Below are 18,620 nucleotides of genomic sequence, written 5' to 3'. Positions count from 1 at the left end.
AATGCAAGTCGACCTGAAGATCCTCGATCCGCGCATGGCGGATCAACTACCCGCCTATGCCACGCCCGGCAGCGCCGGCCTCGACCTGCGTGCCTGCCTCGACGAAGCGCTGACCCTCGCGCCCAATGCATGGCAACTGGTGCCCACCGGCATCGCGATCTGGCTGCGCGACCCGGGCTATGCGGCGTTGATCCTTCCCCGCTCGGGCCTCGGCCACAAGCACGGCATCGTGCTGGGCAATCTCGTTGGCCTGATCGACAGCGACTACCAGGGCCAGTTGATGGTGAGCGCCTGGAACCGCAGCGACACCGCCTTCACGCTGCAACCGATGGAGCGGCTGGCACAACTCGTGATCGTGCCGGTGGCGCAGGCGTCATTTCGCGTGGTGCACGACTTCCCGCCGACCGAGCGCGGCGCCGGCGGCTACGGCTCCACAGGGAAGAGCTGATGCTGCGGCGCGTGCGCCGCCACCGACAGGGCGTCGGCTGAACGCCTACATCAAGCTGCGGGAATGACTGCACCTGCGCATGGCGTCGACTCGCTTCAATGAATGTACAAGGCGTGCCGTTGGGGGCCGCCATGTGACTTGATCGTTTCGAATCCAAGGAGAATTCCATGCGCAACATCACTACCCTGGTCGCCGCCGGCCTTGCCACGGCCATGCTCGCCGCCTGCTCGTCGTATCCGATGGGCCCGACGTACAGCAGCTATCCGGCCACCACCAACTATCCGGTGGCGTCGTACCCGACCGCGGGCACCGAGTACGGCCGCATCGTGAACATCGAGTACCTGCCGGTCGGCACCAATGCGCCTTCCAGCGGCATCATCGGTGCAGTGGTCGGCGGCCTGGCCGGTGCGGCGCTCGGTTCGACCATCGGTGCCGGTGCGGGTCGCACAGCGGCCACGGTGCTGGGCGGTGTGGCCGGTGCCACGGTGGGCAACCAGATCGGCCGCAACCGTGAAGGCATGACGACGCAGGCCGGCTACCGCATCACGATGCAGTCGGACCAGGGCGTGATCCGCACCTTCGAGGTCCCGGCCACGGGCGACCTGCGCGTGGGCGACCGCGTGCGGGTGGACAACGGCGTGATCTATCGCGGCTGATTCAGCTCGCGCACTGGAAAGCCCGGCAGCGCCGGGCTTTTTCATGCCTGCATGTCATTGCGGGCTGGACCCGCAATCCATGCAGCACTCATGTGCGCGCCGGCGTGGATCGTGGATCCCGGGTCGAGCCCGGGATGACATCCCCCGGCCTCAATCCCCGATGCGGAAGAACCCCGTTCCCAGCGTGCCGGTGCCGGTTTCTTCGTCGCTGGCTTCGCGCACCCCTTCCACTTTCAGGTGCAGGCGCAGGGCGATGCCGGCCAGCGGGTGGTTGCCGTCCAGCACCACGTGTTCGGGATAGATCTCGGTCACCATGTAGAGCAGGTTGGTCGGCGCGTCGACGCTGGTGGCGCCCGCGGGCAGGCCTTCGAAAGTCATGCCCTCTTCGAGCTCCTGCGGAAAGAGCGAGCGCGGTTCCAGGAACACGCGCGTCTCGTCGTAGTCGCCAAAGGCATCCTCGGGCTCGAGGTGCAGGTCGACGCGGTCGCCCGGCTCGTGGCCCTGCAACGCTTCCTCGATCTTGGCCAGCAGGTCGCGCCCGCCCACCAGGAACTCCACGGGCTCGTCGAGGCGATCGAGTTCCTCGCCCAGCGTGTCCTTCAAGGTCCAGGTGAGCGCGACAACGCAGTGCGGTGTGATTTCCATAGCAGAATTGTCGCAGCTCGCGATGAACACCACACGACCCTTGCCCCTGCTGGGCGGCCTCAGCCCGGCCCAGTTCATGAAGCGCCACTGGCAGAAGAAGCCGCTGCTGGTGCGCAATGCCATCCCCGACTTCACGCCCTTGCTGGCCCCGCGCGAGCTGTTCGCGCTGGCCGCCCGCGACGAGGTCGAGTCGCGGCTGGTCGTGCGCGACGCTTCCTCCTGGCGCCTGCAACGCGGGCCGTTCCAGCGCCGTGCCTTGCCGCCGCTCAAGCAGCCCGCATGGACCTTGCTGGTGCAGGGCGTCGACCTGCACGAGCCCGCCGCGCATCGACTGTTGCACGCCTTCTCCTTCCTGCCGGCCGCGCGGCTGGACGACCTGATGATCAGCTTTGCCACCGACGGTGGTGGCGTGGGCCCGCACTTCGACAGCTACGACGTGTTCCTGCTGCAGGCGCAAGGACGGCGCCGCTGGCGCATCGCCCGGCAGGACGATTTCTCCCTGCAGCCTGACGTCCCGCTGAAGATCATCGCCAACTTCGAGCCGCAGCAAGAGTACGTGCTGGAGCCCGGCGACCTGTTGTACCTGCCCCCGGGTTATGCGCACGACGGCATCGCCGAGGGCGAGTGCCAGACCTACTCCATCGGCTTTCGCGCGCCGGCACAGGCGGAGCTCGCGCGCGAGCTGCTGCAGCGCATCGCTGATGAAGCCGCCCAGGACGCGGCCGGGCGGCTGTACCGCGACCCGGCGCAGCCGGCGACGCAGACGCCCGGCGCGATCCCCGAAGGGCTCGCGCAGTTCGCGCAGGAAGCGGTGGCGCAGGCGCTCAAGGATCCCGCGGCGCTCGATCGCGCGCTGGGCGAATACCTCACCGAGCCCAAGGCCAGCGTGTGGTTCGAGCCGGGTGCGGCGCCGCGTGGCCTGCACTCGCTGGCGCTCGATGCACGCACGCGCATGCTGCACGACCGGCGCCATGTCTTCATCAATGGCGAGGCCTGGCGTGCGGCCGGCCGCGACGCGACACTGATGCGCCGGCTGGCCGACAATCGCCGGCTCGATGCCCGCGACCTTGCAGGTGCCAGCGCAGGCGCGCGCGAATTGCTGCAGGCCTGGTGCGAAGCGGGCTGGGCCCATGCCGATGGAGGTGGAGATGAGTGAAGCCAGGGACGACAGCGCGGACGCCTTGCCTTCGCGCCGGTTCGAAGGCCGCGAGGACTTTCGCCAACTCGTGCGCGCAGCACTGGCCTGCGCCGCGCGCGAGGGCTGGCGCGAGCTCATCCTGAGCGACGCGAGCTTCGAGGAGTGGCCGCTCGGCGAACGCGCGGTGACCGAGTCGCTGCAGGCCTGGGCACACAGCGGCCGGCGCATGGTGCTGCTGGCCAAGCGCTACGACGCGATGCTGCGCCAGCATGCGCGCTTCGTGCAGTGGCGCGGCACCTGGTCGCACATCGTCACGGCGGTGGCGTGTCCCAGCGCCGATGCGCTCGATCTGCCCAGTGCAATCTGGACTCCGGCATGGGTGATGGAACGCCGCGACATCGAGCGCAGCAATGGCTATTGCGGCAGCGAAGCCGACCGCCGCGTGCAGCTGCGCGAGTCGCTCAATGCATGGCTCGCCCAGGGAACGCCGGGCTTTCCGGCGACTACACTTGGGCTTTAGCGTTCACCCGTACGGGACAACCCCAATTCGTGAACTCTTCCCGCTATAATGTTTGGCTGAGCTGGAAAGCGCTCGAGCCTCTCCACTCGGTCACTAGCGGCTTCGCACCGCCAGGACAAATTTCCGGAAACGTGTCCCCATCCCTACAAGGAAACCTGAAATGAAGAAATCGCTCGTTCTGGCCACGCTGGTTGCCGCCGTCGCCCTCTCCGCTTGCGGCAAGAAGGAAGACGCTGCGCCGGCCCCCGCGCCTGCACCCGCCGCTGCTCCGGAACCGGCTCCGGCCCCCGCTGCTGCTCCGGCCGCCGACGCTTCCGCTGGTGCTGCTTCGGCTGCCGCCGGCTCGGCCTCCGCTGCTGCCGACTCGGCTTCGAGCGCTGCGGCCTCGGCGTCCGGCGCCGCCTCGGCCAGCAAGTAAGCTCTTCGAGCTGCTTGCGAAGCCGCCTTCGGGCGGCTTTTTTGTTTTTCAGGGGCTCCGGGCGACAGCCGTCGGCGCCCGAATATTCCCCGTCCCGCAGCAAGAAACGTTTGCGGCGCAATAGTTCGCACTGCGCGTGAGCGTGTGCGACACGTCCGACATCACGTGGCGGCATGTGCTTGACTGCACCGCCACGGCGCAGCTTCAACACTCGATGCCTCTGCAACTCGTTGCGAGCGCAAAGATGCCCTTGCCTGCTCCTTTCCCTCTCTCGCTGGTGCGGCGTGCTGCCGGCGTGGCCTGCGCATGCGGCCTTGCTGCCGGTGCGTGGGCGCAGCCTTCGGGCCTGAGCCCTCTGCACGGGTCCGCGGTCGTGCAGACCGCCGGCAATGTCACGACCGTCGTCACCACGAATGGCGCCGGCACCAATCGCTCGGCGCTCGATTGGCGCAGCTTCGGCGTGCCGGGCGGCAGCACGGTGTTCTTCTCCCAGCCGAATACGGCCAGCCTCTCGATCAACCGGGTGCTGGGCGGCGACCCGAGCAGCATCGCCGGCACGCTGGGATCCAACGGGCATCTCGTGTTGGTCAATCCCGCGGGCATTGCCGTCGCACCGGGCGCGGTGATCGACACCGCCGGCTTCACGGCGAGCACGCTGGGCATGAGCCGCAGCGATGCCATTGCCGGGCGGCTTTCCTTCGGTGGCAAGGACAGCGATCGCGACTTCGCCAGCAAGAGCGGCAGCGGCCGGCTCGAAGTGCGCGGCCAGGTGCTGGCGCGCAATGGCGACGTCGTGTTGATCGGTGCGGACCTGGAGACCGACAGCGGCGCCGTCGTCCAAGCCATTGCCGGCGATGTCGTGCTCGCGGCCGGGCACAGCGTCGAAGTCACCGGCCGCGGGCTGGAAGGCATCCTGATGCAAGTGCGGGCGCCGGGCGATCGGGCGGTGAACCTGGGCACCTTGCGCGGCGACTCGGTGGCGATCTTCGCCGGACAACTGCGGCACAGTGGCGTCGTGCAGGCGGACAGCGCGAGCAACGTCGGCGGCCGCGTGGTGCTGCAGGCCAGCGACGCGGCCGAGATCGACGGCAGCATCGAGGCCAGCGCGCTGGCGCATGGCGGCTCGGTGCTGGTGAGCGCCGCCAAGGTGACGCTGAAGGCGCCCGCCACGATCAACGTGAGTCACGCCAAGGGCGGCGGCGAGATCCTGGTGGGCGGCGGCTGGCAGGGGCAGGACAGCCGCGTGGCCAACGCGCGCCAGGTGGCCGTGGAGCAGGGCGTGCTGCTCACGGCGGACGCGACGCTGCGGGGCGACGGCGGCATGGTCGTGGTCTGGAGCGAGCAGAGCACGCGTTTCGCCGGCACCATCCTCTCGCGCGGTGCGGGCGGCGGTGCGGGCGGGCGGGTCGAAGTGTCCGGCGCGCACAGTCCGGACGTGCGCGGCACGGTCGATGTGATCGGCGGGGCTGTGCCCGCCAGCACCACCGACGGCAAGGGCAAGGGCAAGGGCGATTCAGGCGCGGACGGCAACGGCAATGGGGCCGACCGAAGCGGCAACAGCGGCAAGGGCAATGGCAGCGACGATCCCGGTTCCCTCGGCAGCAGCGGCGGCCGCGGCAATGGCAGCGGCGACGACCCGGCTGCCCGGCGCCTTCCGGGCCACCCCTTCGATCCGGCCAGCGTGAGCGCGGTGGCGCTGGTGCCGCGCGAGGCGCAACCCGAAGCCGTGCAGGCGGCGCTGCGTGAGCCGGCAGCGGCCACCGACGGCTTCATCCAACGCACGAGCGCGGCGCTGGCGGCCGCCGCCCCGTCCGATCCGGGCGATGCCTCTCAGCGCAAGGTGGTGGTGAACGAAACGCAGTGCGCGGTGGTCACGCGCTGAGCCACTCGCTGCCGGTGCGGCCGTCGGCCACGTGGATCTCCGCGCCGGCGCCCAGTGCGTCGAGCAGTGCCTGGCGCGCCAGCTCCGGCCGGTTGTTCTGCTCGCTCAGGTGCGCGGCGACGACCTGGCGCAGCGTGCCCGCCGCCAGCAGCGACTGCGCGAGCGTCGCGGCGGCGCTGTTGGCGAGGTGGCCATAGGCGCCGGCCACCCGGCGCTTCAGGAAGGCTGGATACGACGAGGCCATCAGCAGCTCCTCGTCGTGATTGCACTCGAGCAGCAGCGTCGCGCAAGCCGCGAGTTCCTGCAGCACGTGCGGGCTGACGTGGCCGAGGTCGGTCAGCACGCCCAAGCGCAGGGCGCCGTCGGTACAGGTCAGTTGCAGCGGCTCGCGCGCATCGTGCGGCACCGTGAAGGGCCGCACCTGCAGACCGCCGACCTCGAACACCTCGCCGTCGCACACCAGCCGCAGCAGCCCGTCGAAGTCGGGCCGGCCGATCGCGCCATAGGTGCCCTCGCTCATGTACACCGGGATGCGCTCGCGCAGCGCGAGCTGGCGCGCGCAGCCGATGTGGTCGCCATGTTCGTGGGTGATGAAGATCGCATCGACCTGGTCGGCCAGCATGCCGGCCACGCCCAGGCGCTTGTCGAGCTCGCGGATGCCGAGGCCGCAATCCACCAGCAGGTGCGACAGGCGCGTGCCCGCCCGCACCTGGATCACCGTGGCATTGCCGGAGCTGCCACTGCCCAATGATTTGAAACGGATCAAAGGAACGAAGTGCAAGGCCCGCGGCGACAGCCCGGGCCTTGTTTTCTCCTACTTCAAATCGTCGGCGATGACCTGAACGATCCGCCCGGCGTTCGCCGAGGTCTCGGGCGCGCCGTTCGCATTCAGCACCGACACCGTCGTCGTCTGGCCTTCGGTCTTGAGGTTGATGCGGTACTTCAGGGGCTGTTCCGTCTTCTCGCGGCTGAACAGCTTGCCGAAGAAGCCGGGCTCCTTCTTGTCGGGGTTCGGCGACACGTAGCGCACGAAATACGTGCCCTGGCTGCGGTCGCGATCTTCGACCGTGAAGCCCGTGCGGTCCAGTGCCAGCCCGACCCGGCGCCAGGCGCGGTCGAAGGGCTCCTCGATCACCACCACCGGCAGGTTGTTCAGCGCGGACACGCGCGAGGTCGGCCGGTCGCTGGCGACCGTCGACGCGGCTTGCGCCTGCGCCTGCGGTGCGCCCAGCCGGACCATCAGGCGGCGCAGGAATTCGGCTTCCAGCTCGGGGTCGGCCGGCCGCGGCTGCCACACCGTCTGGTCCTTCTGCGCGTTGCTGTACACCTCCTGCATGCCGCGGTGGCTGACGAAGATCTCGGTGCCGCCGTTGGCGGAGCGCTCCAGGCGCGTGCGGAACTTGTCGCGCTCGCTGGTCGAGTAGGCCGAGTCGAGCACCTTGCCGATCGTGCCGCGGATGAAGTCCTGCGGCAGCTTGGCCCGGTTCTCCGCCCAGTCGGTTTCCATGATGCCCAGGTTGGGCTGGTCCATGGTCAGCAGGAAACCGCTTTCCTGCCAGAAGTCGCGCACCGGTCCCCACAGCTGGTCGGCCGGACGGTTGATCACCAGCCAGCGCTGATTGCCCGCGCGCTCGATGCGCACGTCGCCGACCGCGGTGGCCGCCGTCGGCAGGCCCGGGATCGACTGCCCGACCTGGTAGCTGTTGGCCGACACGGCGCCCCCGGGCACGACGTAGCGCGAATCGCGCGAGAGCTGCGTCAGGTCGGGCGGCACCTCGAGCGAGGGCGCCTTGGTTGCGCTCTTGTAGTCGATCTTGTCGCCTTCGAGCATGGAACACGCGGACAGCGCCGCCACCGCGGCGAGCACGCCGAACTTCACGATCAACTTCATTGAAACCCCTCTTTTCACTTCACGCGCGCTCAAGCCAGCAGGCCCGCAGCGCGCAGCGCACCCTCGACGACGGCCTCGTTGGCCGGCAGCAGCGGTGTCATCGGCAGGCGCAGCGCGCCTCCCATCAGGCCCATGCGGGCCATTGCCCATTTCACCGGGATCGGATTCGCCTCGACGAACAGGTGCTTGTGCACCGGCATCAGCTGGCGCTGGATTTCCATCGCCCGCTTCGCATCGCCCGCAATGGCGGCGACGCACAACTCGTGCATCTGGCGCGGCGCCACGTTGGCCGTCACGCTGATGTTGCCCTGGCCGCCGCACAGCATCAGCGCCACGGCGGTGGGGTCGTCCCCCGAATACACCGAGAAGCCCTGGGGCACGTCGCGGACCAGCCATTGCGCCCGCTCGATGTTGCCGGTGGCTTCCTTGATGCCGATGATGCCCGGCACTTCGGCCAGGCGCAGCACCGTGTCGTGCAGCATGTCCGCAACCGTGCGGCCGGGGACGTTGTACAGCACGATCGGAAGGTCGCCCGTCTCTTCGGCGATGGCCTTGAAGTGGCGGTACTGGCCTTCCTGCGTCGGCTTGTTGTAGTAGGGGACGACCTGCAGCTGGCAGTCGGCGCCGACCCTGCGCGCATAGGTGGCGAGCTCGATGGCTTCGACCGTCGAATTGGCGCCGCAGCCGGCCATGACAGGCACGCGCCCGTTGGCCTGTTCGACGGCGACGCGGATGATCTCGCGGTGCTCCTCGACGTCGACGGTGGGCGACTCGCCGGTGGTGCCGACCACGCCAAGGCAGTCCGTGCCTTGCTGGATGTGCCAGTCGACCAGCTTGCGCAGCGTCGGGTAGTCGACGTTGCCGTCGTCCAGCATCGGCGTGACGAGCGCAACGATGCTGCCTGTAATCGGTGTCATGGGGGGTTCTTCCCGGGGAATGGGCGATTGTAGCTAGAGCATGTAACGGGGCGGTATAGCGGCCGGCGTTTCTCGCACCGCGGCGATCCGCTGCACGAAGCGGGGCGGCCCTTCGACGAAGCCTTCCTCGTACGCGACCACCCGCAGGCCGGCATAGGCACGCAGCAATTCCCCCGGCGCCAGCAGGAAGTCAGGCCGCGACGGTTTGCCCACCGTCTCGTTGCCCTGCGCGAAGGTCTCGTGCAGCAGCACGCCACCGGGCGCGACCGCTTCGACGATGCGCGGGAAGAGGGGCCGCCAGAGATAGTTGGTCACGATCACGCCAGCGAACTGGCGGCCGGCCAGCGGCCAGGGGCCGTTCTCGATGTCGGCCTGCAGGGTCTCGCCGATCGCTTGCAGCGAGGCCAGCACGTCGGCGTCGCGATCGACGCCCAGCACCGGGTGGCCGCGGCCGGCAAACCAGCGCAGGTGGCGGCCGCGCCCGCAGGCGAGGTCCAGCACCGTGCCGCCTGGGGACACCAGGCCGGCAAAGCGGACGATCCAGGGCGAGGGTGTTTCAGTTCCGTGCATGTCCTTATGTTCCTTCCCCCCTCCGGAGGAGGGCTGGGGGCGCTCCAGCCTTCGCACTAGCGCGGCCGCGCCTCATCCTTCAAGGCCGCCACCGCCATCTCCTCCACCACCGAGGGCATCAGCAGCTTGAGGAAGCGACCGAGCTTGCCCCGGGCGGTCATCACCACTTCGCGCTGGCGCCGCTCCATGCCGGCGACGATCAGCCCCGCGCATTCCGGCACCGGCATCGCGTCTTCTTCCTTCAGGCCGCTGCGGCCCAGGGGCTCGCCGCGGGCGTTGTAGCCACGCTCGCGGATGTGGGTGGCGACCACGCCCGGATAGGCGACCGTCACGCTCACGCCAGCCGATTTGAGCTCGCTGCGCAAGGCCTCGAAGAAGCCGCCCATGGCGAACTTGGTGGCACTGTAGGCGGTGCGTCCGGGCACGCCCACCAGGCCCGCCAGCGAGCTGACCGCGACGATGCGGCCGCGCGCGGCCTTCAGGTGCGGCAGCGCCGCGTGGGTGCACCACACGGCGCCCCAGAGGTTCACGCGCATCAGGTCCTCGTACCAGTGCAGGTCGTGCGCGCTGACGTCCTCGAACAGTGCCTGCGCCGAGATGCCGGCGTTGTTGACCAGCGTGTCGAGCCGGCCAAAGCGCGTGACGGCCTGCGCCACAAGGGAGCGGCACTGTGCCTCCACCCCGACGTCCATCGCCACGCACAGGACCTGCGCGCCCGAGGCGGTGCACTGTGCCGCGACGGCATCGAGCTTGGCCTGGCTGCGCCCGGCGAGCACCAGCGCGACCTGGTCCCGCCCACGGGCGGCGAGCTGGCGGGCGATCTCGGCGCCTATGCCGTCGGAGCCGCCGGTGATCAGGGTGACGTTCATGCGCCGCGACTTTAATCGCCGGGCCGCCCCGACTGTGGAGTATTTGGCACATCGGCCGCCGAGAAGGGGGAGGCGCCTCTTCACGATCGAAAGGAGTGCCCTTAGGATCCACGTAACAACTAGTAACGGAGGTGCGCATGGAAGCGACGAGGAACACCGGGTCGACAGGCAGGGCCCGGGCGCGCTTCGGCGATGCCGTGATGATGGGTTCGATTGCGCTGGCCGCTGCGGTCAGCCTGGTCCTCGGGGCCCAGTTCGTCGAGGCGCGGACGGCATGGTGGGGCACCGGCGTGCTGGCCGGCCTGGCCGTGGCCGCGTTTGCGCTCGCGCGCGGGACGACGGCGAGCCGCTTCATCCTCACCTTCGTGCTGATGGCGTTGGTCATCCTGCACATCCAGCTGACGCACGGGATGATCGAAACGCACTTCGGCGTGTTCGTCGTGCTCGCCTTCCTGCTCGTGTACCTGGACTGGCGGGTGATCGTGTTCGGCGCCACGCTGATAGCACTGCAGCACGTCGTCTTCGATCGCCTCCAGGCGGCCGGCTACGCCTTCTACTGCACGCCCTCGCCGGACTTCGCCAAGCTCGCCGTGCACGCGATCTATGTCGTGTTCCAGTCCGGACTGGAATCGCTGCTGGCCGTGCAGATGCTGCGGGCGGCGGTCGAAGGCGAAGAACTGCGACTGCTGGTTGCCCGCGTCAATCAGGCCGACGGCATGGCCCTCGGCGCCGCCGACGTGGCGGTGCAGGCGGTCGGAGCCACCGCCCTGCAGGGCATGCTCAAGCGGATGCACGAAGCCGTGTCCGCGGTGCGTGGCGGCGCCGCGAACCTGGAGTCTGCGGCCACGGAAATCGCCAGTGGCACGCGCGACCTCAGTCACCGGACCGACGAGACCGCGACCCACCTGCAGCAGACCGCCGGCCGCCTGTCCGAGTTCTCCGCCGCCGTGAGCCGGACCGCGGCCGGCGCGCGCCAGGCGAGCGACGTGGCCGCCAGTGCCAGCGCGGTCGCCACGCGCGGCGGCGAGGTGGTGACCCAGGTGGTGCAGACGATGCGCGCCATCGACGAGTCCTCGCGCCGCATCGCCGACATCACCGGCGTGATCGACGGCATCTCGTTCCAGACCAACATCCTGGCCCTCAACGCCGCCGTCGAGGCTGCCCGCGCCGGCGAGCAGGGCCGCGGCTTCGCCGTGGTGGCTAGCGAGGTGCGCAGCCTGGCGGCCCGCAGCGCGCAGGCGGCCAAGGAGATCAAGACGCTGATCACGAGCAGCCTGGAGCGGGTCGACCGCGGCAGCGCCCTCGTGGACGAGGCCGGTGCCACCATGACCGAGGTGGTCGCGGCGATCCACCAGGTGGCGCAGATCATGCAGAAGATCAGCACGGCCACCACCGAGCAGGCGCAGCTCGCAGGGGGCGTCACCGCCACCGTGGTGCAGATGGACGAGACCACGCAGCAGAACGCGGCCCTGGTCGAAGAGATGGCCGCAGCGGCGGCCGGCCTGCGCAGCCGCGCCCAGGATCTGGTGCGCGCGGTGGCGGCGTTCAAGGAGGAGCGGGCGGGCACGATCTCCGTGCACGCGGCGCCGGTGCCGTCGCGCGCCGCCCGCAGCGCCGCGCTGCCGGGCGACCTGCGCCTGGCTTGAGCGCACGCCTCAGCGAAAGCAGGCCCAGATCATCTCGCCCAGCGCCACCATCATCTGCGGCCGCGTGTAGAGCGCGAAGACGCCCGCGAGCACCGCAGCGGCGGCGGCCCAGAGGGCGACACTCCTGGTCCGCGCTCGCATCGTCAGGCGATCTGCGGCGCGGGCGCGCGCGCGATGGGGGCCTCGCGCACCGGCAGGTTCACGATCGCCGCGAACAGGCCCAGCGCGATCGAGAGATACCAGACGATGTCGTAGCTGCCCGTCTGGTCGTACAGCAGGCCACCGAGCCAGACCCCCATGAAGGAGCCGATCTGGTGGCTGAAGAACACGAAGCCGCCCAGCATCGAGAGGTGGGCCACGCCGAAGATCTGCGCGATCGTGGCATTGGTCGGTGGCACGGTCGACAGCCACAGCACGCCCATGACGGCGGCGAAGACATAGACGGACAGCGGCGACAGCGGCGCCCACAGGAACAGCGCGATGGCGATCGAGCGCCCGAGATAGATCGCGGCCAGGATCTTGCGCTTGGCGAGTTTCTGTCCCAGCGTGCCGGCCATGTAGGTGCCGAACACGTTGCACAGGCCGATCAGCGCCAGCGCATAGCTGGCCACCTGCGGCGACAGCCCCTTGTCCTTGAGGTAGCTGGGCATGTGCACCCCGATGAACACCACCTGGAAGCCGCACACGAAGTAGCCCGCCATCAGCAGCTGGAAGCTCGGGTACTTGAAAGCCTCGCCCAATGCCTGGCCCACCGACTGTTCGCGCCGCGGCGGCACCGCGCCGCCAGCGAAGCCCGGCTCGCGCAGGCCCGCCGCCAGCGGCACGATCAACAGCACCACGACGGCCAGCACCAGCAGCGCCTGCTGCCAGCCGATGCCGGAGATCAGGAAGCCCTCCACCGGCACCATCAGAAACTGGCCGAAGGACCCCGCCGCCGCAGCGACACCCATTGCCCACGAGCGCCTGGCCGGATCGATCTGCCGGCCGATCACGCCGTACACCACGGCATAGGTGGTTCCGGCCTGCGCCGCCCCGATCAGCACGCCGGCCGTGAGCGTGAACACGAAGGCATCGGGCGACAGCGCCATGCCGGCCAGCCCCAGCGCATACAGCACGCTGCCGGCGATCAGCACCCGGAAGGCGCCGAAGCGGTCGGCCAGGATGCCCGCGAAGATGCCGATGAAACCCCAGGCCAGGTTCTGGATGGCGATCGCGAACGCGAAGGTCTGGCGGTCCCAGCCCCGGGCCTGCGTGACCGGCTGCAGCCACAGCCCGAAGCCGTGGCGGATGCCCATCGAGAGCGTCACGATCAGCGCGCCGCAGGCAAGCACCTGCGTCATCGAAAGCCTGGCCGGCGAGTTCATGCGGCGAACTGTAGCGACAAGCGCTTGCCCCTGCTGGCAAACGACGCGGGCAATGGCGATGAATTCTTCCGGGGCGATTGATGACGGCCGCGTATCAATGCTTGCTTGCAGCGGGGCAGGGAGTGACTCTATAAGGCAGGAGCCTGAGTGAGCCGCCCAAGGGCGCAACGGCGATCTGTATGGATTTACAGCCTTCGCGGCCGACGCCACTACAATCCCCCTCCCATGGCCACCAAACCGTCCGAGTACTCCGAAGGTTCGATCCGCGTGCTGAAGGGGCTGGAGCCCGTCAAGCAGCGGCCCGGCATGTACACGCGCACCGACAACCCCCTGCACATCCTGCAGGAGGTGCTGGACAACGCCGCCGACGAAGCGCTGGCCGGCCACGGCAAGCGCATCCGCGTCCTGCTGCATGGCGACGGCTCGGTCAGCATCGAAGACGACGGCCGCGGCATTCCCTTCGGCCTGCATCCCGAGGAGAAGGCGCCGGTGATCGAGCTGGTGTTCACGCGCCTGCACGCCGGCGGCAAGTTCGACAAGGGCAAGGGCGGCGCCTACAGCTTCTCCGGCGGCCTGCACGGCGTCGGTGTGTCGGTGACCAATGCGCTGTCCAGGCGGATGGAAGTCACCAGCTACCGCGAAGGCCAGGTTGCGGCGCTGGTGTTCGCGGGCGGCGACGTCGAGGAAAAGCTCAAGCTGCGCAAGGCCGGTCCGGATGACCGCAAGCAAGGCACCACCGTGCGCGCCTGGCCCGACGCGAAGTACTTCGACACGACGGCACTGCCTCTCAACGAGCTCGCCCACCTGCTGCGCAGCAAGGCGGTGCTGATGCCGGGCGTGACGGTGTCGCTGACCGACGAGAAGAAGAAGGACACGCAGACCTGGCAATACAAGGGCGGCCTGCGCGACTACCTGATGCAGACGCTCACCGGCGACCCGGTGATCCCGCTGTTCGAGGGCGAAGGCTTCGCCGACAGCAACGACAACTTCGCCGAAGGGGAGGGTGCCGCCTGGTGCGTGGCCTTCACCGAAGACGGCGCGCCGGTGCGCGAGAGCTACGTCAACCTGATTCCCACCACCGCCGGCGGCACCCACGAAAGCGGCCTGCGCGACGGCCTGTTCAATGCGGTCAAGAGCTTCATCGAGCTGCACAACCTGCAACCCAAGGGCGTGAAGCTGCTGCCCGAAGACGTGTTCGCCCGCGCCTCGTACGTGCTCTCGGCCAAGGTGCTCGATCCGCAGTTCCAGGGGCAGATCAAGGAGCGCCTGAATTCGCGCGATGCGGTGCGGCTGGTCTCCAGCTTCGTGCGGCCGGCGCTGGAGCTCTGGCTCAATCAGCACGTCGAGTACGGCAAGAAGCTGGCGGAGCTCGCCATCAAGGCGGCGCAGTCGCGCCAGAAGGCCGGGCAGAAGGTGGAAAAGCGCAAGGGCTCCGGCGTTGCCGTGCTGCCCGGCAAGCTGACCGACTGCGAGAGCAAGGACCTCGCGCACAACGAGATCTTCCTGGTCGAGGGCGATTCCGCCGGCGGCAGTGCCAAGATGGGCCGCGACAAAGGGTCCCAGGCGATCCTGCCGCTGCGCGGCAAGGTGCTCAACACCTGGGAAGTCGAGCGCGATCGCCTGTTCGCCAACAACGAGATCCACGACATCGCGGTGGCGATCGGGGTGGATCCGCATGGCGTGAGCGACAGTCCCGACCTGACGGGGCTGCGATACGGCAAGATCTGCATCCTGTCCGATGCCGACGTCGACGGCTCACATATCCAGGTGCTGTTGCTGACCTTGTTCTTCCGCCACTTTCCCAAGCTCATCGCCTCGGGCAACGTCTACGTGGCCCGGCCGCCGCTCTATCGCGTGGACGCGCCGGCGCGCGGCAAGAAGCCCGCGTCCAAGCTCTATGCGCTGGACGAGGGCGAGCTCACGGCCATCCTCGACAAGCTGCGCAAGGAAGGCGTCGGCGAGGGCAAATGGAGCATCAGCCGCTTCAAGGGCCTGGGCGAGATGAGCGCAGAGCAGCTGTGGGAGACCACGCTCAATCCCGATACGCGCCGCCTGTTGCCCGTGCAACTGGGCAAGTTCGACCAGATCGGCACCGAATCGCTGATCACCAAGCTCATGGGCAAAGGCGAGGCCGCGGCCCGCCGCGAGCTGATGGAACTGCACGGCGATGCGGTGGAAATCGACGTCTGAACCGGGCATGACACCGAACGCCGCCGTCGTCCCTGCCGTTCGCAGCGCGCGCGTGCGCCTGCGCCCGACCATGCAGAGCGACCTCGCGTTCGTGCTGTCGCTCGAGCGCGATCCGGCCAACCTGCCTTTCATCACGCCCTGGGAGCGCATCCAGCACGAGGCGGCGATCCGCTTTCCGGACTTTCGCCACTTCATCATCGAGACGGGTGCGGGCCTGGAGCCCGGCGGCTTCCTGATCCTGATCGGCTGCCGCAATCCGCACCTCGCGGTGGAGCTCAAACGCATGGTGGTGCGCGACAAGCACCAGGGCTTCGGCCGCGCGGCCCTCAAGGTGGCCAAGAAGATCGCCTTCGACGACCTGGGCGCGCACCGCTTCTGGCTGGACAGCAAGAAGAGCAATGCGCGTGCGCAGGCGCTCTATGCGGGCGAGGGCTTCGTCGTCGAGGGCGAACTGCGCCAGGCCGTGAAGACCGCGGAGGGCTACGACTCGCTGATCGTGATGGCCATGCTGCAGGACGAATTCATGCGGCGTCGCGCGCAGGCCGCGGAGCTGCCGGCATGAGGCGCCTGGCCGTCCTTGCCGTGCTGGCGTTCGCCCTGGGCGGACACGCCGTCGCGCATGCCGAGATCTGGGGCTACGTCGACGACCGCGGCGTGGCGCACTTCGCCGCCGAGAAGCTGGACGAGCAGTACGCGCTGTTCTTTCGCGGCGGCGAAAGCTTCGACACCAGCGAGGGCGTGCAGACGCCCCGCGCGCTCCAGGCGCCGACAGCCGCCAGCAGCAAGCTGCTCGCGTATTTCAACGTCTCGCCCAGCTACCGGCAGGTGAAGCAGCACCTGCGCGACGCCGCGGCGGAGCACGGCATCGAGCTTGAACTGCTGCAGGCGTTGATCGCCACCGAATCCGGCTTCGATTCGTCGGCCGTTTCGCCCAAGGGCGCGATCGGCCTCATGCAGGTGCTGCCCGCCACGGCGCAGCGCTATGGCTTGAGCGGCGACGCCAAGATGCCGCTGGCCAGGAAGCTGACCGACCCGCGCATCAACATCCGCACCGGCGTGCGCTATCTCAGCGATCTGATCCGCATGTTTCCCGGCCAACTCGAACTGGCCCTGGCCGCCTACAACGCGGGCGAGGGTGCGGTACAACGCGCCGGCAACCGCATCCCGAATTACCGAGAGACGCAGAACTACGTGAAGACCGTGATGCAGCTGTACACCATGCTCAAGCCGCAGCGCCTGGCCGCCGCGCCTGGCGGTCCGGTGCCGCGCCGCATCCACATGGAACTGCCCGGTCCCGCACCGGGCCTGGCGCGGCGCAACATGCCACCCGGCTTCGCGCCTGCCCTGTCCCTGGACACCGCGGCGCTGCCCGCTGCCGCCGGCGCCACCCGCGACTGAGAGGATGAAGCGCACGTCCAGCGGCCGCCGCCGCCCCGTCCCCTCGCACCGATGACCGACAGGATCGATCCGGCGCAGCTCTGGCTGGGTGCCTTCGTGGGCGCCCAGGTGCTGCTCGTCTTCCTGTGCGTGTTGCAGGCCAACGCCTATCGCGAGCGGCCGCCGCTGCTGCATGCAGCGGCGACGCTGATGGCCGTCGTCGCGGTGCAATCGCAAATCAGCGGGCGGCTGGTGCTGCCGCCCGCGGTGCTGCTGCTGGTGCCCGCGTTGGCCGGCCTGCAACTGCTCGACCTGATGAGCCATGCCGGCGGCCTGCGCCAGGTGCGCCGCTGGCTGCTGATCGTCAGCGCCGGCGTGCTGCCCTTGCTGGCCGTCGGCGCCGTCTACAACCTGTGGGCGCTGGCCGGGGGCATGACGCTGTGGACGGCCACTGTCCTGCTCCTGCTGGTGCGCGCGTGGCGGCAAAGCAAGCCGTGGGTGTGGTGGCTGCTGCCGGGCCTGGTCTGCCTCATGGTGGCCGGCTTCTACATCGCCGCCGACGCGACGCCCAATGGCTTCGACGACGCCGTGGCGGTGGCGGCGCTGCTGGCCGTGTGGTCGGCCTGCACCTATCTCGCCACCGACTGGCGCGGCCGCATCTTCGGCGAGACCCAGGCGCGCGTGCAGGGGCGCAACACGGTCGATCCCCTCACGGGACTGGCCACGCCGCTGGTGCTGGCCGAGCGCGTGCTCGCGGCGCGGCACCTGACGCGCCGCTACGGCCATCCGAGCGTGCTGATGGTGGTGCACATCGAGAACCTGCCGGCGCTGGGGGCGGAGTTCGGCCCCGAGGCCATCGAGGCCGCGGTGCTGGCCGCCGCCATCCGCGTGCGCGAATCGCTGATGCGCGATGGCGACGTGGCCGCGCGGCTGACGCACGCCCGCATCGGCGTGCTGGCCGAGGGCGTCGCCACCGGGCAGGCCGCCTCCACGGTAGCGGGGCGCATCCTGGTCGCCGGCCTCAAGGAACCCCTGCCGGCCTTCAAATCCGAATTCCTGCGCTTTCGCATCGTGATGGCGGCGGTGCCCACCGCCGAAGTCGCGCCCAAGGCGCTGCTGCAGCGGCTGAACCACCGCCTCGACCAGGAGGTGCAGACCGGCTCGGAAAGGCGCATCGTTACCGTCACGCAGGAAGAACTGCTCGTCTGAATTAGCGAAAACGATCCCATGGAGCAAGACCTCATCACCGTGGCCGACGGCGGCGACGACGACACCGGCCTCGACCTGGCCACCTACGCACAGCGCGCGTATCTCGAATACGCCCTCAGCGTGGTCAAGGGCCGCGCGCTGCCCGACGTGGCCGACGGCCAGAAGCCGGTGCAGCGCCGCATCCTGTATTCGATGTACCGCATGGGGCTGGCCTTCGGCGGCGGCGCCAATGGCGCCAAGCCGGTCAAGAGCGCGCGGGTGGTCGGCGACGTGCTGGGCCGCTTCCATCCGCACGGCGACCAGGCCGCCTACGACGCACTGGTGCGCATGGCGCAGGACTTCGCGCAGCGCTATCCGCTGATCGACGGCCAGGGCAACTTCGGCAGCCGCGACGGCGACGGCGCCGCCGCGATGCGGTACACCGAGGCCCGGCTGGCCAAGATCACCAACCTGCTGCTCGAGGAGATCGACGAGGGCACCGTCGAATTCATCCCCAACTACGACGGCAGCACGCAGGAGCCGATGCAGCTGCCGGCGCGCCTGCCGTTCACGCTGCTCAATGGCGCCAGCGGTATCGCCGTTGGCCTGGCCACCGAGATTCCCAGCCACAACCTGCGCGAGATCGCTGATGCGTGCGTCGCGCTGATCAAGACGCCGAAGCTGACGGATGAGGAACTGCTCGCCATCGTGCCGGGCCCAGACTACCCGGGCGGCGGCCAGATCATCAGCCCGGCCAGCGACATCGCCGAGGCTTACCGCGGCGGCCGCGGCTCGCTCAAGGTGCGGGCCCGCTGGAAGATCGAGGATCTCGCGCGCGGCCAGTGGCAACTCGTTGTCACGGAGCTGCCGCCCGGCGTCAGCACGCAGCGCGTGCTCGAAG

The 18,620-nt window shown here is 69.1% G+C and carries 20 protein-coding genes; 12 read left to right on the top strand and 8 right to left on the bottom strand.

The annotated features are described in order from the left end of the window. Window position 1 precedes the first annotated feature (1 nt). Together dut and JWP60_RS01030 are read left to right on the top strand one after the other, a co-directional pair. A complete protein-coding gene (gene dut / locus JWP60_RS01035) occupies window positions 2-448 on the top strand; it encodes a dUTP diphosphatase (RefSeq protein WP_299785515.1) in 447 nt (148 codons plus the stop codon). 167 nt (window positions 449-615) lie between these two features. Then, entirely contained in the window at window positions 616-1,104 is a 489-nt protein-coding gene (locus JWP60_RS01030) for a glycine zipper 2TM domain-containing protein (protein ID WP_299785513.1), read from the top strand. 150 nt (window positions 1,105-1,254) lie between these two features. Here the strand turns inward: JWP60_RS01030 and JWP60_RS01025 are convergent, their stop codons facing one another. Continuing rightward, window positions 1,255-1,749, bottom strand: a complete 495-nt coding sequence (locus tag JWP60_RS01025) for an FKBP-type peptidyl-prolyl cis-trans isomerase (RefSeq protein ID WP_299785511.1) — start codon at window positions 1,747-1,749, stop codon at window positions 1,255-1,257. A gap of 22 nt (window positions 1,750-1,771) precedes the next feature. Here JWP60_RS01025 and JWP60_RS01020 point away from each other — a divergent pair, with 22 nt between their 5' ends. The 4 genes from JWP60_RS01020 to JWP60_RS01005 all read left to right on the top strand — a co-directional run bounded on the left by JWP60_RS01020 (window position 1,772) and on the right by JWP60_RS01005 (window position 5,707). After that, on the top strand, window positions 1,772-2,905 hold the full coding sequence (locus tag JWP60_RS01020; protein WP_299785509.1) for a cupin domain-containing protein: 1,134 nt from the start codon (window positions 1,772-1,774) through the stop codon (window positions 2,903-2,905). Continuing rightward, entirely contained in the window at window positions 2,898-3,407 is a 510-nt protein-coding gene (locus JWP60_RS01015) for a hypothetical protein (RefSeq protein ID WP_299785508.1), read from the top strand. The genes JWP60_RS01020 and JWP60_RS01015 overlap by 8 nt, the downstream gene beginning before the upstream one ends. A 160-nt stretch (window positions 3,408-3,567) precedes the next feature. Further along, window positions 3,568-3,825 (top strand): hypothetical protein, encoded by a 258-nt coding sequence (locus tag JWP60_RS01010; protein ID WP_299785507.1) that lies wholly within the window; start codon window positions 3,568-3,570, stop codon window positions 3,823-3,825. A 250-nt stretch (window positions 3,826-4,075) separates the two neighbouring features. Then, the gene (locus tag JWP60_RS01005) at window positions 4,076-5,707 is read left to right on the top strand and encodes a filamentous hemagglutinin N-terminal domain-containing protein (RefSeq protein WP_299785505.1); all 1,632 of its coding nucleotides are present in this window, start codon (window positions 4,076-4,078) and stop codon (window positions 5,705-5,707) included. Here the strand turns inward: JWP60_RS01005 and JWP60_RS01000 are convergent. Genes JWP60_RS01000 through JWP60_RS00980 form a run of 5 tightly spaced genes read right to left on the bottom strand, consistent with a single transcriptional unit; the run spans window position 5,697 to window position 9,954 of the window. Next, window positions 5,697-6,473, bottom strand: coding sequence for an MBL fold metallo-hydrolase (locus JWP60_RS01000; RefSeq protein ID WP_299785503.1), 777 nt, complete (start codon window positions 6,471-6,473; stop codon window positions 5,697-5,699). The genes JWP60_RS01005 and JWP60_RS01000 overlap by 11 nt on opposite strands. A 48-nt stretch (window positions 6,474-6,521) precedes the next feature. Next, complete coding sequence (gene bamC, locus JWP60_RS00995) at window positions 6,522-7,598, bottom strand: outer membrane protein assembly factor BamC (protein ID WP_299785501.1); 1,077 nt, start codon at window positions 7,596-7,598, stop codon at window positions 6,522-6,524. 29 nt (window positions 7,599-7,627) lie between these two features. Beyond that, window positions 7,628-8,515: a 4-hydroxy-tetrahydrodipicolinate synthase gene (gene dapA, locus JWP60_RS00990; protein WP_299785499.1), complete on the bottom strand. Its 888-nt coding sequence runs from the start codon at window positions 8,513-8,515 to the stop codon at window positions 7,628-7,630. 33 nt (window positions 8,516-8,548) lie between these two features. Then, the gene (locus tag JWP60_RS00985; RefSeq protein ID WP_299785497.1) at window positions 8,549-9,085 is read right to left on the bottom strand and encodes a methyltransferase domain-containing protein; all 537 of its coding nucleotides are present in this window, start codon (window positions 9,083-9,085) and stop codon (window positions 8,549-8,551) included. Between the two features lie 56 nt (window positions 9,086-9,141). Continuing rightward, window positions 9,142-9,954, bottom strand: coding sequence for an SDR family oxidoreductase (locus tag JWP60_RS00980; RefSeq protein ID WP_299785495.1), 813 nt, complete (start codon window positions 9,952-9,954; stop codon window positions 9,142-9,144). Window positions 9,955-10,091: 137 nt separating this feature from the next. Between JWP60_RS00980 and JWP60_RS00975 the strand changes: the two genes are divergently transcribed. Continuing rightward, window positions 10,092-11,600 (top strand): methyl-accepting chemotaxis protein, encoded by a 1,509-nt coding sequence (locus tag JWP60_RS00975; RefSeq protein ID WP_299785493.1) that lies wholly within the window; start codon window positions 10,092-10,094, stop codon window positions 11,598-11,600. A gap of 9 nt (window positions 11,601-11,609) precedes the next feature. Here JWP60_RS00975 and JWP60_RS00970 read toward each other — a convergent pair whose 3' ends face one another. Together JWP60_RS00970 and JWP60_RS00965 are read right to left on the bottom strand one after the other, a co-directional pair. Then, complete coding sequence (locus JWP60_RS00970; protein WP_299785491.1) at window positions 11,610-11,741, bottom strand: hypothetical protein; 132 nt, start codon at window positions 11,739-11,741, stop codon at window positions 11,610-11,612. A 2-nt stretch (window positions 11,742-11,743) separates the two neighbouring features. Continuing rightward, entirely contained in the window at window positions 11,744-12,964 is a 1,221-nt protein-coding gene (locus tag JWP60_RS00965) for an MFS transporter (protein WP_299785489.1), read from the bottom strand. 225 nt (window positions 12,965-13,189) lie between these two features. Here JWP60_RS00965 and JWP60_RS00960 point away from each other — a divergent pair, with 225 nt between their 5' ends. The 5 genes from JWP60_RS00960 to JWP60_RS00940 all read left to right on the top strand — a co-directional run. Then, a complete protein-coding gene (locus JWP60_RS00960; RefSeq protein ID WP_299785487.1) occupies window positions 13,190-15,154 on the top strand; it encodes a DNA topoisomerase IV subunit B in 1,965 nt (654 codons plus the stop codon). Between the two features lie 7 nt (window positions 15,155-15,161). Next, window positions 15,162-15,716 (top strand): GNAT family protein, encoded by a 555-nt coding sequence (locus tag JWP60_RS00955; RefSeq protein WP_299785485.1) that lies wholly within the window; start codon window positions 15,162-15,164, stop codon window positions 15,714-15,716. Continuing rightward, the gene (locus tag JWP60_RS00950; RefSeq protein ID WP_299785483.1) at window positions 15,713-16,552 is read left to right on the top strand and encodes a lytic transglycosylase domain-containing protein; all 840 of its coding nucleotides are present in this window, start codon (window positions 15,713-15,715) and stop codon (window positions 16,550-16,552) included. The genes JWP60_RS00955 and JWP60_RS00950 overlap by 4 nt, the downstream gene beginning before the upstream one ends. A 51-nt stretch (window positions 16,553-16,603) precedes the next feature. Next, a complete protein-coding gene (locus JWP60_RS00945) occupies window positions 16,604-17,740 on the top strand; it encodes a diguanylate cyclase (protein ID WP_299785481.1) in 1,137 nt (378 codons plus the stop codon). 18 nt (window positions 17,741-17,758) lie between these two features. Beyond that, window positions 17,759-18,620: DNA gyrase subunit A (locus tag JWP60_RS00940; protein ID WP_299785479.1), on the top strand; the 862-nt coding region annotated here is incomplete at its 3' end.

It is taken from the genome of Ramlibacter sp. (genome assembly GCF_028291745.1).
Taxonomy (GTDB): domain Bacteria; phylum Pseudomonadota; class Gammaproteobacteria; order Burkholderiales; family Burkholderiaceae_C; genus Ramlibacter.
The sequence above is the reverse complement of the archived record's forward strand: the minus strand, read 5'-3'. Positions and strand labels throughout refer to the sequence as shown.